This is a genomic window from Pseudomonas sp. DF5 (assembly GCF_058148225.1).
This window is the reverse complement of record NZ_JBYVYM010000023.1, coordinates 21,025-35,358: the sequence shown is the minus strand read 5'-3', so window position 1 is coordinate 35,358 and position 14,334 is coordinate 21,025. Positions and strand designations below refer to the sequence as shown.

16 protein-coding genes are annotated in these 14,334 nt (G+C 59.4%); 14 read left to right on the top strand and 2 right to left on the bottom strand.

The genetic code is table 11. From position 1 onward, the window contains the following. Positions 1–39: 39 nt before the first annotated feature. The 6 genes from ispF (at position 40) to rpoS (ending at position 5,165) form a co-directional block, all read left to right on the top strand. On the top strand, positions 40–513 hold the full coding sequence (gene ispF / locus AC30D7_RS20450; protein WP_490135261.1) for a 2-C-methyl-D-erythritol 2,4-cyclodiphosphate synthase: 474 nt from the start codon (positions 40–42) through the stop codon (positions 511–513). Continuing rightward, positions 510–1,568 (top strand): tRNA pseudouridine(13) synthase TruD, encoded by a 1,059-nt coding sequence (gene truD / locus AC30D7_RS20445; protein WP_490135260.1) that lies wholly within the window; start codon positions 510–512, stop codon positions 1,566–1,568. The genes ispF and truD overlap by 4 nt, the downstream gene beginning before the upstream one ends. Next, entirely contained in the window at positions 1,556–2,305 is a 750-nt protein-coding gene (surE, locus tag AC30D7_RS20440) for a 5'/3'-nucleotidase SurE (protein ID WP_490135259.1), read from the top strand. The genes truD and surE overlap by 13 nt, the downstream gene beginning before the upstream one ends. A gap of 41 nt (positions 2,306–2,346) precedes the next feature. Beyond that, positions 2,347–2,982: a protein-L-isoaspartate(D-aspartate) O-methyltransferase gene (locus tag AC30D7_RS20435; RefSeq protein ID WP_172901226.1), complete on the top strand. Its 636-nt coding sequence runs from the start codon at positions 2,347–2,349 to the stop codon at positions 2,980–2,982. 211 nt (positions 2,983–3,193) lie between these two features. Then, entirely contained in the window at positions 3,194–4,051 is an 858-nt protein-coding gene (locus AC30D7_RS20430; protein WP_490135258.1) for a peptidoglycan DD-metalloendopeptidase family protein, read from the top strand. Between the two features lie 106 nt (positions 4,052–4,157). Continuing rightward, entirely contained in the window at positions 4,158–5,165 is a 1,008-nt protein-coding gene (gene rpoS, locus AC30D7_RS20425; protein ID WP_490135257.1) for an RNA polymerase sigma factor RpoS, read from the top strand. 483 nt (positions 5,166–5,648) lie between these two features. On the opposite strand, the gene fdxA is transcribed toward rpoS, so the two are convergent. After that, complete coding sequence (fdxA, locus tag AC30D7_RS20420) at positions 5,649–5,972, bottom strand: ferredoxin FdxA (RefSeq protein ID WP_490135256.1); 324 nt, start codon at positions 5,970–5,972, stop codon at positions 5,649–5,651. 142 nt (positions 5,973–6,114) lie between these two features. Beyond that, positions 6,115–8,694: a DNA mismatch repair protein MutS gene (gene mutS, locus AC30D7_RS20415; RefSeq protein WP_026345675.1), complete on the bottom strand. Its 2,580-nt coding sequence runs from the start codon at positions 8,692–8,694 to the stop codon at positions 6,115–6,117. A gap of 199 nt (positions 8,695–8,893) precedes the next feature. On the opposite strand from mutS, the gene AC30D7_RS20410 reads away from it, so the two are divergent. The 8 genes from AC30D7_RS20410 to AC30D7_RS20375 all read left to right on the top strand — a co-directional run bounded on the left by AC30D7_RS20410 (position 8,894) and on the right by AC30D7_RS20375 (position 14,233). Further along, positions 8,894–9,628: an XRE family transcriptional regulator gene (locus AC30D7_RS20410; RefSeq protein ID WP_490135308.1), complete on the top strand. Its 735-nt coding sequence runs from the start codon at positions 8,894–8,896 to the stop codon at positions 9,626–9,628. Positions 9,629–10,137: 509 nt separating this feature from the next. Next, positions 10,138–10,719 (top strand): DUF642 domain-containing protein, encoded by a 582-nt coding sequence (locus AC30D7_RS20405; protein ID WP_230174329.1) that lies wholly within the window; start codon positions 10,138–10,140, stop codon positions 10,717–10,719. A 70-nt stretch (positions 10,720–10,789) separates the two neighbouring features. Further along, positions 10,790–11,137 carry a phage holin family protein gene (locus AC30D7_RS20400; protein WP_019581003.1) on the top strand — a complete coding sequence of 116 codons (348 nt, stop codon included), beginning with the start codon at positions 10,790–10,792 and terminating at the stop codon, positions 11,135–11,137. Between the two features lie 128 nt (positions 11,138–11,265). Then, on the top strand, positions 11,266–11,850 hold the full coding sequence (locus AC30D7_RS20395) for a phage tail terminator protein (protein ID WP_028939214.1): 585 nt from the start codon (positions 11,266–11,268) through the stop codon (positions 11,848–11,850). Further along, positions 11,847–12,029 carry a DUF2635 domain-containing protein gene (locus AC30D7_RS20390; RefSeq protein ID WP_003198311.1) on the top strand — a complete coding sequence of 61 codons (183 nt, stop codon included), beginning with the start codon at positions 11,847–11,849 and terminating at the stop codon, positions 12,027–12,029. Before AC30D7_RS20395 ends, AC30D7_RS20390 begins: the two co-directional genes overlap by 4 nt. After that, entirely contained in the window at positions 12,029–13,525 is a 1,497-nt protein-coding gene (locus tag AC30D7_RS20385; protein ID WP_028939215.1) for a phage tail sheath subtilisin-like domain-containing protein, read from the top strand. The genes AC30D7_RS20390 and AC30D7_RS20385 overlap by 1 nt, the downstream gene beginning before the upstream one ends. A 67-nt stretch (positions 13,526–13,592) precedes the next feature. Continuing rightward, positions 13,593–13,940: a phage tail tube protein gene (locus AC30D7_RS20380; RefSeq protein ID WP_018926973.1), complete on the top strand. Its 348-nt coding sequence runs from the start codon at positions 13,593–13,595 to the stop codon at positions 13,938–13,940. Continuing rightward, the gene (locus AC30D7_RS20375) at positions 13,937–14,233 is read left to right on the top strand and encodes a phage tail assembly protein (RefSeq protein WP_018926972.1); all 297 of its coding nucleotides are present in this window, start codon (positions 13,937–13,939) and stop codon (positions 14,231–14,233) included. Before AC30D7_RS20380 ends, AC30D7_RS20375 begins: the two co-directional genes overlap by 4 nt. The last annotated feature ends 101 nt before the right edge of the window (positions 14,234–14,334 follow it).

Below are 14,334 nucleotides of genomic sequence, written 5' to 3'. Positions count from 1 at the left end.
GGTAGAATCACGCCCTGACAAAAATCGGGGCGTTTTTTTATGCGTATTGGCCACGGCTATGATGTGCACCGTTTCGGTGAAGGCGATTTCATCACGCTGGGCGGTGTGCGGATTGCACACAGCTTCGGGCTGCTTGCCCATTCCGACGGTGATGTCCTGCTGCACGCCTTGAGCGATGCGTTGCTCGGCGCTGCCGCGCTGGGTGATATCGGCAAGCATTTTCCGGACACCGACCCGCAATACAAGGGCGCCGATAGCCGTGCGCTGTTGCGTCATGTCGTCGCACTGATCCACGCCAAGGGCTGGAAAGTCGGCAACGTCGATAACACCATCGTCGCCCAGGCCCCAAAAATGGCCCCGCATATCGAATCGATGCGCGCGCTGATTGCCGCGGATCTTCAAGTTGAGTTGGATCAAGTGAACGTGAAAGCAACCACCACCGAAAAGCTTGGCTTTGTCGGTCGCGAAGAAGGTATTGCCGTGCACTCCGTTGCCTTGTTGCTGCGCGCATGAACGAGGCGCAATTGCTCGGCCCGCGGGCCTATGGTGACGCTCTCGGCAGCGCGGTGCTGAAAGCCACGGCGGAAGATTTCCAGGTCGATGAAGTCCTCGATATTCCCCTGAGCGGCGATGGCGAACACCTATGGATCTGGGTGGAAAAGCGCGGTCTGAATACCGAAGAGGCGGCGCGGCGGATAGCCAAGGCTGCGGGCGTGCCGTTGCGCACTGTCAGCTACGCCGGCCTCAAGGACCGTCAGGCGCTGACTCGCCAGTGGTTCAGCGTGCAACTGCCTGGCAAGGCCGATCCTGATCTGGCGGCGGCGGAAAACGACACGCTGAAAATCCTCAAGACCGGTCGACACAGACGCAAGCTGCAACGCGGCGCCCATTCGGCCAACGGCTTCACCTTGCGCTTGACCCAGTTCGCAGGCGACAAGGCGGCGATCGAAGAGCGTCTGCAACTGATCGCCAGGCAAGGTATTCCCAATTATTTCGGCGCCCAGCGTTTCGGACATGATGGCGGCAACGTCGTCGACGCCCGTGCCTGGGCGGCGCGCAAGGCCCTGCCGGAACAACGCAATGTGCGTTCTCGGTTGCTCTCCACCGCGCGCAGTTTTCTGTTCAATCAGGTGTTGGCAGCGCGCGTAGCCGATGGTACCTGGCAGCGTGCCCTGGTCGGCGATCTGCTGGCGTTCACCGACAGCCGCAGTTTTTTCCCGGCAGGTGAGGCCGAATGCAGCGACCCGCGTCTGGATATTCTCGACCTGCACCCGACCGGCCCGCAGTGGGGCGAAGGTGACTCGCCGGCGTCGGGGGCTGTCCATGAACTGGAGCAGGCAATCGCCGCGCGCGAAGCGGATCTGCGCGATTGGTTGATTAACGCCGGAATGAGCCACGAACGTCGCATCCTGCGGCTGCCCATTGGTGGGTTGACGTGGCATTATCCCGAGCCTGACATTCTGCAACTGGAATTCGTCCTCCCGGCCGGATGCTTCGCCACCGTATTGGTGCGTGAACTCGTCGATCTGGTGCCGGTGGGGCAGACGGACAGCCCATGCGTATTCTGATTTCTAACGACGATGGGGTAACCGCACCCGGTCTCGCCGCGCTTTATGCTGCGCTGGCGGATTACACCGAATGTGTGGTTATCGCCCCGGACCAGGACAAAAGCGGCGCCAGCAGCTCGCTGACGCTCGACCGTCCGTTGCACCCGCATACCTTGGACAACGGCTTTATCAGCCTCAACGGCACGCCCACCGATTGCGTGCACCTGGGCCTTAACGGCTTGCTGGAGTTTGAGCCGGACATGGTGGTTTCCGGAATTAACCTGGGTGCGAACCTGGGGGATGACGTGCTGTATTCCGGTACAGTGGCGGCGGCCCTTGAGGGACGTTTTCTGGAGCGTCCTTCGTTTGCCTTTTCGTTCGTCTCACGGCAAGTGGAGAACCTTCCCACGGCGGCCTATTTTGCGCGCAAACTGGTAGAGGCCCACGCGGACCTCGATCTGCCACCGCGCACGGTACTGAACGTGAACATTCCCAACTTGCCGCTGGAGCATATCCGCGGGATTCAGCTGACCCGCCTGGGCCATCGCGCCCGGGCCGCTGCGCCGATAAAAGTGGTCGATCCGCGCGGGAAATCCGGTTACTGGATCGCGGCTGCGGGGGACGCCGAAGATGGCGGCCCGGGCACCGATTTCCATGCGGTGATGCAAGGCTATGTTTCAATCACGCCATTGCAACTGGATCGCACCTTTAATGATGCCTTCAGAAGTCTCGATGGCTGGCTGGAGGGGCTGCGCTAATGGCTCGTGAACAAGACGATATTCTGCATCGGGGCATTGGGATGACCTCCCAACGGACCCGCGAGCGCCTGATTCAGCGCCTCTATGAAGAAGGAGTGTCCAACGCCAAGGTGTTGGAAGTCATCCGCCGCACACCGCGTCACCTGTTCGTCGATGAGGCGCTGGCCCACCGCGCCTATGAAGATACGGCGCTGCCGATCGGGCATAACCAGACCATCTCCCAGCCTTATATGGTGGCGCGCATGAGCGAGCTGCTGCTCGAAGCGGGGCCGCTGGATAAGGTAATGGAAATCGGCACCGGTTCGGGTTACCAGACGGCGGTGCTATCGCAGTTGGTCGAGCGGGTTTTCTCCGTCGAGCGCATCAAGGTTCTGCAAGACCGGGCCAAGGAGCGCCTGGTGGAGCTGAACCTGCGCAACGTGGTATTTCGCTGGGGCGATGGCTGGGAAGGATGGCCGGCGCTGGCGCCTTACAACGGCATCATTGTTACCGCCGTGGCCACCGACGTGCCTCAGGCGCTGCTCGATCAGTTGGCGCCGGGAGGGCGATTGGTGATTCCGGTCGGCTCCGGTGAAGTTCAACAATTGATGCTGATCATCCGTGAAGAACAGGGCTTTTCCAGGCGTGTTCTGGGGGCGGTGCGCTTTGTGCCATTGCTCAACGGGCCGCTGGCCTGAGCATTTGTTTCAGCGCGCTGAATTCTCTTCGTTTGCCCGGGTCTTACAGCGGCATCGATGGGTTAAACGGAATTCATCGTCAGACCGCAAACGTGTGCGTGAGGCGAATCCGCTTCATTAAAGGTAAAGCCTGTTCGGCCCGTTATACTTGCGACATTTCGTGCCGACACACGGCAATTCATATTTTCAGCCACCACAAAGGGAGCGGCGGGTGAGTCTCACAGTCGTTGCGCAGCGAATGGGTATAACGAGCTTTCAGCGTCTGGTGACTGGTCTTGTCTTGAGTACCTTGCTGGTCGGTTGCTCCAGCACCAAATCGAGTAGCGTGGGCGTTGTCGAACGCAACAACGCGGTCGCCCAGCGTCCGGCCGTCACCACCGGCCAGTACGTTGTACGACCCAAGGACACGTTGTTCTCCATCGCCTTTCGCTACGGCTGGGACTACAAAGCCCTAGCGGCAAGGAACAACATTCCTACGCCTTACACGATCCATCCGGGTCAGACGATTCGCTTCGACGGTCGCAACGATTCAACGCCGACTTCGGTCGTGAGTTCGTCCAGTTCCTCGCCTTCGTCGTCGAGTAAAACCACGGTAATTCGGCGCCAGGCAAATGGCACGACGACCAGCACAACGGTGCTTGCGCCGTCCGTCGCCAGCAAGCCGGCACCCGCGCCACTGCCTCCTGCCGGTCCGGCCCCGACAGGCTGGGGGTGGCCTTCTAATGGCATTCTGATTGGAAAATTCTCTTCAAACGGTAGTTTGAATAAAGGAATTGATATCGCCGGAGATTTGGGACAGCCTGTTTTAGCTGCGTCTGATGGGACGGTGGTATACGCCGGGAGTGGCTTAAGGGGCTACGGCGAATTAGTCATCATCAAACACAGCGATACCTACGTCAGTGCCTACGGTCATAACCGCAGGCTGTTGGTTCGGGAGGGGCAGCAGGTCAAGGTCGGACAGACAATTGCCGAAATGGGGTCAACGGGTACAGACCGGGTGAAACTGCATTTTGAGATTCGCCGACAAGGTAAACCTGTAGATCCGCTGCAGTTCCTGCCACGTCGTTGATTTGTTCACCAGCCTGTTCCGTCACGTAGAGGGAACAGGCTCCAGCGTTGCCAGGGATCTAGGCGCCGCTTGAGCTTGAGGTCGAACTCACCAAAGGACTATAACAATGGCTCTCAGTAAAGAAGTGCCGGAGTTTGACATCGACGATGAGGTTCTCCTTATGGAGACCGGCATCGCTATGGATTCGATGTCGAATGATGAAGGGGACGCATCGCCTTCCGTTCGTGCCAAATCCAGACACTCCACTTCACTAAAGCAACACAAGTACATCGACTACACCCGGGCACTCGATGCCACGCAGCTGTACCTCAACGAAATCGGTTTTTCCCCATTGCTCTCCCCGGAGGAAGAAGTCCATTTTGCGCGCTTGTCGCAAAGTGGTGATCCGGCCGGGCGCAAGCGCATGATTGAAAGCAACCTGCGGCTGGTGGTGAAAATCGCCCGGCGTTATGTCAATCGTGGGCTGTCGCTGCTGGACCTGATCGAAGAGGGTAACCTCGGCCTTATCCGGGCAGTGGAAAAGTTCGATCCAGAACGCGGCTTCCGCTTTTCGACCTACGCCACCTGGTGGATTCGTCAGACCATCGAACGCGCGATCATGAATCAGACCCGGACCATCCGGCTACCTATTCATGTGGTCAAAGAGCTCAACGTGTACTTGCGGGCTGCACGGGAGCTGACTCAAAAGCTCGACCATGAACCCTCACCCGAAGAAATTGCCAACCTGCTGGAGAAACCGGTAGGCGAGGTCAAGCGCATGCTCGGCCTGAACGAACGGGTTTCTTCGGTCGACGTCTCGCTGGGTCCGGATTCGGATAAAACCCTGCTGGACACCCTGACCGATGACCGCCCGACCGATCCATGTGAGCTGTTGCAGGATGACGACCTGTCGCAGAGCATCGATCAGTGGCTCTCGGAGCTGACCGACAAGCAACGCGAGGTGGTCGTACGCCGCTTCGGTTTGCGAGGTCACGAAAGCAGCACGCTTGAAGATGTTGGCCTGGAAATCGGTCTTACCCGGGAGCGGGTCAGGCAAATTCAGGTTGAAGGCCTCAAGCGTCTTAGGGAGATTCTCGAGAAAAATGGCCTGTCGAGCGAGTCGCTGTTCCAATAAGCCATTCGCACAACCGGCAACAAAAAGCCCCGACTGGTTCGGGGCTTTTTGCTGTCGGGAATATGAGAGGCGCATTATTTTGGCGCCATCTCAGGTTTGTAGTCTCGGAGTGTAAGACTTGGCTTACTCTTTCGTAAGTGTTCACTATCTTTACACCCCAGTAGTCGTCTATTGAATCTATGTATCTGTTATATCTTATTGATTTATATGAATATTTTTTTAAATTAACGACATGTTACAATCGATTTAAGCCAGGAAGACCGATTGCTCTTAGTGGGGAACTGTCTAGTATTTGAACTGTGTCGACGGATAGACACGCCCTTCAAGGAAGAGGGGAATGGACATCGCAGGAAGCGGTTCATCAGGACGATGAAAAGGACTACATGGAATAGGGAAAAAATGTGGGCGGGTCACACCGCCCCTTTTTTTGCCTGCAGAAAAGCAAAAAGGCCCGCAAGGGCCTTTTAGGGAACGCGGTGGGAATCAGCGTTCGAGGTGTTCGATCTTGCCTGGCTTGCCATCCCATTCAGCGGAATCGGGCAATGGATCTTTCCGTTCAGTGATGTTCGGCCATATCTCGGCCAACTCCATGTTCAGCTGAATGAAGTTTTCCATGCCGGCGGGAACTTCATCTTCAGAGAAGATGGCCACGGCAGGGCATTCGGGTTCGCACAGTGCGCAGTCGATGCACTCATCCGGGTGAATCACCAGGAAGTTCGGGCCTTCGTAAAAGCAGTCCACCGGACAGACTTCTACGCAGTCGGTGTACTTGCACTTGATGCAGTTGTCGGTGACGACGAAGGTCATTTCTAATTTTCTCCTCAGGCGGCGGCAGCGGAGCCCCTTCAGGACGGGGTCGCCAGGTTCGGGAGCGATAGTCTGCAGGCCAGGCTATGAGCCTGCAGCATCCCAAACCGCGCGAGATTCTAACAGCTTGCAGGCAAGTGCGTTAGATCCGTGTCTTTAATGTATAGAGCATTTCCAAAGCCCTGCGCGGTGTCAGGTCATCCAGATCAAGTTTGGCCAGTTCATCCAGCACCGGGTGCGGCAGGCTGGCGAACATGTCGCTCTGCTGTGGCGCAACGGATTTGCCTTTGGCCGGCGTCGGCACTTCATGGGGCAGCGCTGTGGATTCCAGCCGGCTCAAGTGTTCACGGGCACGCACGATCACTTCGCTCGGCACCCCGGCCAATTGTGCAACCGCCAGGCCATAGCTCTGGCTGGCAGGCCCGGGCAGCACGTGGTGCAGGAACACGATGCGTTCGTTGTGCTCGGTGGCATTGAGGTGCACGTTGGCTACTAGCGGTTGGGCTTCCGGCAGCACCGTCAGCTCGAAATAGTGAGTGGCGAACAGTGTATAAGCCCGCAGTTGCGCCAGACGCTCAGCCGCGGCCCACGCCAGGGACAGGCCGTCGAAGGTGCTGGTGCCGCGACCGACTTCGTCCATCAGCACCAGGCTGCGCTCGGTGGCGTTGTGCAGGATGTTCGCGGTTTCGCTCATTTCGACCATGAAGGTCGAACGTCCGCCCGCCAGGTCGTCGCTGGAACCGATCCGGGTGAAGATCCGGTCGACCAGGGACAATTCGCAACTGGCCGCCGGCACGAAGCTGCCAATGTGCGCCAGCAGCACGATCAATGCGGTCTGACGCATGTAGGTGGATTTACCGCCCATGTTCGGACCGGTGATTACCAGCATGCGGGTGCTGTCGTCGAGGCTCAGGTCGTTGGCCACGAACGGCGTGGTGAGTACTTGCTCGACCACCGGGTGACGGCCCTGGCTGATGCGCATGCATGGCTCGCTGACGAAGCGTGGGCAGTTCAGGTCCAGGTTCAGCGCACGCTCGGCGAGGTTGCTCAGCACGTCCAGTTCGGCCAGTGCGGCGGCGGTGTCCTGCAAGGGCGGCAATTGAGCGATCAGGTCTTCGAGCAGTGCTTCATAGAGCATCTTCTCGCGCGCCAGGGCGCGGCTCTTGGCCGACAGCGCCTTGTCTTCGAACGCTTTCAGTTCCGGGGTGATGAAACGCTCGGCACCCTTGAGGGTCTGGCGACGGATATAGTCCGCCGGTGCCGATTCGGCCTGTTTGCTCGGCAGCTCAATGAAGTAGCCGTGAATGCGGTTGTAGCCGACCTTGAGGTTGGCCAGGCCGGTGCGGGCCTTTTCGCGGGCTTCCAGATCGATGAGGAACTGCCCGGCGTTTTCGCTGAGCGATTGCAGTTCGTCGAGTTCGCTGTCGTAACCGGTTTTCAACACGCCGCCGTCACGGATCACCGCTGGCGGGTTGTCGATGATGGCTTTTTCCAGCAGCGCCGCGAGTTCCGGATAGGTGCTGGTGGTCGTCGCCAGTTGAATGATGTGCGGAGCTTCAAGCTCGGCCATCGCCACCTGCAACTCTGGCAGTGCGCCGAGGGCATCGCGCAGACGCGCCAGGTCGCGAGGGCGGGCATTGCGCAGGCCGATCCGCGCCAGAATCCGCTCGATGTCACCGATTTCCTTGAGCTGCGGTTGCAGTTTCTCGAAACGATAACGGTCCAGCAGGCAGGTGATCGACGTCTGGCGTGCCAGCAGTACGGTCAAATCCCGCAGCGGACGGTTCAGCCAGCGGGTCAGCAAACGGCTGCCCATGGCGGTCTGGCAGCGGTCGACCACCGATTGCAACGTGTTGTCGCGACCACCGGCCAGGTTGGTGTCCAGTTCCAGGTTGCGCCGGCTCGCGCCGTCCAGCACCACGGTGTCGTCCAGGCGCTCATGACGCAGGCTGCGCAAGTGCGGCAGGGCGGTGCGCTGAGTTTCCTTGGCGTAGCTGAGCAGGCAGCCAGCAGCGCCGATGGCCAGGGTCAGGTTCTCGCAGCCGAAACCTTTCAGATCCTGGGTGGAAAACTGCTGGCAAAGACTTTTCAACGCCGAGTCACGCTCGAAATCCCACGGCGCACGGCGACGAACCCCACGGCGTTTTTCCGCCGGCAAATCCTTCGGCCAGTCATCCGGGATCATCAGCTCCACCGGGTTGACCCGCTCCAGCTCCGCCAGCAGGTTTTCCCAGCCTTTGATCTCCAGCACCGTAAAGTTGCCGCTGGTGATATCGAGCACCGCCAGACCGAACAGACGCTCGTCACCCAGCACCGCCGCGATCAGGTTGTCCCGACGCTCATCCAGCAGCGCTTCATCGCTGACCGTGCCGGGCGTGATAATACGCACCACCTGACGATCCACCGGGCCTTTGCTGGTGGCCGGGTCGCCGACCTGCTCACAAATCACCACCGATTCGCCGAGCTTTACCAGTTTCGCCAGGTAACCTTCCGCAGCGTGGTAAGGAATCCCACACATCGGAATCGCCTGACCCGCCGATTGCCCACGAGCTGTCAGGGTGATGTCCAGCAACTTGGCGGCCTTCTTCGCGTCTTCATAGAAGATCTCGTAGAAGTCGCCCATACGATAGAACATCAGCTGGTCGGGGTGCTGATTCTTCAGGCGCCAGTATTGCTGCATCATTGGCGTGTGGGAGGACAGATCGGAGACGGCTTTATTCATCGGATATAGGCAAATTCGTTGAAAGGTGTGGGGCAAAGGAGGGGCATCGGCCCGGCTTTTCCGCGATGGGCGCAAGGTTACCATGGGCGGTCCGCCCGACGCAGGCATGAAAGCCTCAACGCTATTTTTCGTGGGTCTATGCACAAATTATGCAATTTGGCATTTGTCTTCCGAAAAAAGATCAAGCACTATTCGCGTTATGCAAAAACGCAATGTTTCTACCGTCTTAAGAGCACTGCTCGATCAGCACGGGATCTCCCCCACGGAGCTTCACCGTCGCACCGGCGTGCCTCAATCCACTCTCTCGCGCATCCTCAGCGGGAAGATCGTCGATCCTTCGGATAAACATATCTCGAAGATTGCCGAATACTTTTCTGTGAGCACCGATCAGTTGCGGGGCCGCGCGGATGTTGCGCCGGCCGCTGGCGCCGGGCGCGATGAATTGCATTCGGAACTCAAGGACATAAGCCTGTGGGACGACGATACGCCTGTCGATGACGACGAGGTGTCGGTCCCCTTTCTTCGTGAGGTTGAATTGGCTGCTGGATCAGGAAGATTCGTCATCGAAGAGAGCGAGCGCTCTAGCCTGCGCTTCGGCAAGCGTAGCTTGCGCCACAACGGCGTGCAGTTCGACCAGGCTAAATGCGTGACCGTGCGCGGCAACAGCATGTTGCCAGTGCTGCGCGATGGTGCCACGGTGGGGGTGAATGCCGGTAAATGCGGGATTGGCGACATCATCGACGGCGACCTGTACGCCATCAATCACAATGGCCAGTTGCGGGTGAAACAGCTTTATCGCCTGCCGACCGGGATTCGCCTGCGCAGCTTCAATCGCGATGAGCATCCTGACGAGGACTACAGCTTCCAGGAAATCCAGGAAGAGCAAATCGTCATCCTTGGTCACGTCTTCTGGTGGGGCATGTACGCCCGCTAACCTCACCACTGTCAGATAAAACCCGTCGCCGACGGGTTTTTTTTCGCCTGCCAAAAACCGCCAACGCCTTTGTCTGTGGGGGGTTCATGCATCTGTGCATTTGTAGTGCATAAATAAATGCATTTATGCATTGACTGTATATGCATCAATGCATATTCTTTGTCTCAAGCCGCTCAACAAAGCGGCTCGAAACGAAGCTCTTTAGTTCCACCACAAAGGCAGCGATGAACCGGCCTCAACGGTTCAGAGGGTTGGCAACTGACCCGGGTGTGCAGCGTAAAGCACCAGAAGCAGTTATCCGGCGGGCAGGGACCGCGGTCGGAAAAACAATTTGAATCGATCCGTACCGCGCCAGTAGCGCCGAAAGATCATGCAAGCGCATTACTGAAAAGCCTGGGCGACCGGGCTTTTTGGAATGCCTGCCTACATCAGGCATATCAACCCTCATCCTGGACCGTCATTGCAGCAAACCGCTGCGTAATCCATTCATTCGACTCAATAGGTAAAACATGGACGTATTCAACAAAATCGTTGGCCCGCTGATGCTGGTCATGGCTCTGTCCGGCGCTGCGGGCAGCGCTACTGCCGCAAACCTCCTGGTCAACGGCAGCTTTGAACAACCGGGTTGCAGCGACAGTTGCATTCTGGACACGACGGCGAAAGCCAACTTCATCACCGGCTGGACGACCTTTCTGTCGGGCGCCGAATACTTCAACGTGCGCGCCTCGATTCCTGGCTCCGCCGCAGCGGAAGGCGCGGTGATTGTCGATCTGGCTAACAATGTTTATGGCAACGGCGGCGGCATTCAGCAGAACTTCGCCACCGTAGTAGGGGCCAAGTATCGATTGACCTTCAGCCTGGGCAACTCGGTGTACGCCAGCCGCTCCGGTGATGGTGTCGTGCAAGTGAAGGTCGCCGGTCAGACCGTCACCTTCAACACGCCAACGGTCAAGGGTAGCGTTGTCGAGTGGAACACTGTGACTTATGACTTCACAGCGACCACGGCCCAAACCACTCTGGCCTTCTCCAATGAGCAGAACCCGTACGTCAACTTCGCTTTCATCGACAACGTGATCGTTGAAAAGCTGTAGTTCTTCATCGATCAAAACCAGGCGGCTCATTTTCGAGAGGCCCATCTCATCGATCCCAAGGAGGCGGGACATGACAAACGAGCAACAAGCGTTGCTGGACATGCCGATCTGGCTCGTCATCCTCCTCGCGGTAGCGGGCGGGGTGTCCGGCGAAATGTGGCGCGCCGACAAGGAGGGCGCCCGTGGCTGGTCACTGCTGCGGCGCCTGGCCCTGCGGTCCGGGGCCTGCATGATCTGCGGCGTCTCGGCGATCATGCTGTTGTACGCCGCGGGCCTGTCGATCTGGGCCGCTGGCGCCTTTGGCTGCCTGACGGCGATGGCCGGGGCGGACGTGGCCATCGGGCTTTACGAACGCTGGGCCGCCAAGCGAATTGGCGTTTGTGAAGTGCCACCGCGCGATCCGTCTCAGGATCATTGAGCCTTCAATCTTAAGGAGCTTCATCCACTGTGCATACCGCACTGACCCGCAAGGACGCGGGTTTACCACGGCCAGTACTGTTCACTCAAACCCGCCACGGCGGGTTTTTTATTGCCCGGTGAAGAACCATGAAGATCACAGCCCTGATCACGCAACTGCGTGAGCAATGCCCAACCCTGGCCAATCGTGTGGCCGCCGGCATCGACCTCGCCACGCTGCAAGCCAACACCCCGTTGCAAACGCCTTGCGCCTATGTGGTGCCGATTGCCGATCTGGCCAGCAAAAGCGTGGCGCAAAACCTGATGCTGCAACCGATCCGCGACCGCGTCGAAGTCACCCTGGTGCTCGACACCACGGACGCCGTTGCAGCGCTGGATCAACTGCACGACCTGCGCGCCGAACTGTGGCGCGCACTGGTGGGTTTCAAGCCTGGTAACGACTACAGCGCCATCGCCTACGACGGCGGCGAACTGGTTTCCATCAACAGCAGCCGTGTGCTCTATCGCCTGCGCTTTTTCACCGAATTCCAGCTCGGCCGCAATTTGCCGGGGCAACCGGCGCAGAGCTGGCACGAGCGTGAACTGGACGGCTTGTCGTCCTTTACCGGGGTCACCGTGCGGGTCGATGCGATCGACCCGGCGGACCCCAATCTGCAACGCCCAGGCCCCGACGGGCGCCTGGAACTGACTTTCTCTGGAGACGTAACCCCATGAGCAAACGCATCACCGTGCTGCCGGCCCCGGGCCGTGCCGTGCCGGACCCGGAAGCGGGCGATCTGTTGCCCCTCGAAGGCCGTGAAGTGCCGGACAACGCCTGGTGGCGTCGACGTCTGGCCGATGGCGATATCACTACCAAAGCCGTGAAAGCGGCGAAACCACAGGGAGCCAAATAATGGCGATCGGATTCAGCAACATCCCCGCGGACATTCGTGTTCCGCTGTTCTATGCCGAAATGGACAACTCGGCCGCCAATAGCGCGTCGTCGGCGATGCGCCGCCTGATCGTCGCTCAGGTCAACGACAACATCGCGCCGGCCGATGTCGGCAAGCTGGTGCTGGTGTCCAGCGTGGCGTTGGCCAAAAGCATTGGCGGCCAAGGCTCGATGCTCGCCTCGATGTACGAAACCTGGCGCAAGACCGACCCGATCGGCGAGATCTGGTGCCTGCCGCTGCACAACACCGAAGGCAGCATTGCCAAAGGCGTGCTGACCCTGACGGGTGCGGCGACCCAAAGCGGCGTGCTCAACCTGTACGTCGGCGGCGTTCGCGTTCAGGCGGCCATCGTCAACGGCGCCACCGCGGCGCAAGCGGCCACCGCCCTGGCACTGAAAATCAACGCCAGCGCCGATCTGCCGGTCACTGCCGCAGCGGTCGAAGGTGTGGTCACCCTGAGCGCCAAATGGACTGGCGACAGCGGCAACGACATCAGCCTGCAATTCAATCGCCTGGGCAAGAGCAACGGCGAAGAAACCCCGGCCGGCCTGACCTCGGCGATCACCGCCATGACTGGCGGCGCCGGTGTGCCGGATCAAGTGGCTGCCGTGGCTGCGCTGGGCGATGAACCGTTCGAGTTCATCTGCATGCCGTGGTCGGATCTGTCGACGCTCAACACCTGGCAAGCCGTCATGGATGACAGCACCGGTCGTTGGTCCTGGGCCAAGCAATTGTTCGGTCACGTCTACAGTGCCAAACGCGGCACCGTCGGCACTCTGGTGGCGGCCGGTCAGGCGCGTAACGACCAGCACATGACCATTCAGGCGCTGGAACCGGGCGTACCGCAACCGTTTTGGGTACAGGCCGCGGCCCTGGCTGCGCGCACCTCGGTGTTCATCTCGGCCGACGCCAGCCGTCCGACCCAAAGCGGCAGCCTGCCAGGTCTCGACCCGGCTCCGGCGAGCGAGCGGTTCACCCTGACCGAGCGTCAGTCGCTGCTCAACTACGGCATCGCCACCGCGTACTACGAAGGCGGCTACGTGCGCATTCAGCGTTCGATCACCACCTATCAGAAGAACGCCTACGGCCAGGCAGACAACTCCTACCTGGACAGCGAAACCATGCACCAGTCGGCGTTCATCGTGCGTCGTCTGCAAAGCGTGATCACCAGCAAATACGGCCGCCACAAACTGGCCTCCGACGGCACCCGTTTCGGCGCCGGCCAGCCAATCGTTACCCCGAGCACCCTTCGCGGTGAGCTGATCGCCCAGTACGCCAAGCTCGAACTGGAAGGCCATGTGGAAAACGCCGAGCTGTTTGCCGAACACCTGATCGTCGAGCGCGACACCCAGGACCCGAGCCGGGTCAACGTGCTGTTCCCGCCGGACTACATCAACGGTCTGCGCGTGTTCGCGCTGCTCAACCAGTTCCGTCTGCAGTACGACGACGCAGCCTGATCGCTGCCTTTGACTGTATGAATTCGGCCCACCGCGCGTGGGCTTTTTATTTGAAGGGAGAAACACCATGGGTCAACTGATTGCGGGCACCTGCTACGTCAAAGTGGACGGCGCTCAACTGACCATCAACGGTGGCTGCGAAGCACCATTGATGGCCGTTAAACGGGAAACCGTCGTGCCGGGCTTCTACAAGGAAACCGACATCGCGCCGTCGTTCAAAGTGACGGCGCTGCACACTGCGGACTTCCCGCTCAAGCAACTGATCGCAGGCTCCGACATGACCGTCACCTGCGAATTCAGCAACGGCAAAGTCTATGTACTAGCCGGCGCTTATCTGGTGGAGGAGCCGGTATCCAAAGGCGATGACGCCACCATCGAACTGAAATTCGAAGGCATCAAGGGGACTTGGCAATGAGCAACGCCGTGAAGCTTCAAGTTGCGATCGAAGCCCACGGCGAGCCCTTGACCGAGCTCAACCTGCGCCGCCCGACGGTGCAGGAAGTGCGAGCGATCAAGGCGCTGCCGTACAAGATCGACAAGAGCGAAGAGGTCAGCCTGGACATGGACGTCGCGGCCAAATACATCGCCGTGTGCGCCGGCATCCCGCCGTCGTCGGTCAACCAGCTGGATCTGGCTGACCTCAATACGCTGAGTTGGGCCGTCGCGAGTTTTTTCATGAGTGCGGCATCGGAGCCATCACCGACCTGATCGCAGTCGCCTATGACCTGGCCTGGTTCTGGAAGGTTGACCCCGAACAGATGATGGCCAGGCCACTGGATGTGCTCCGCGAATCGCTGGAGCACGCGCAA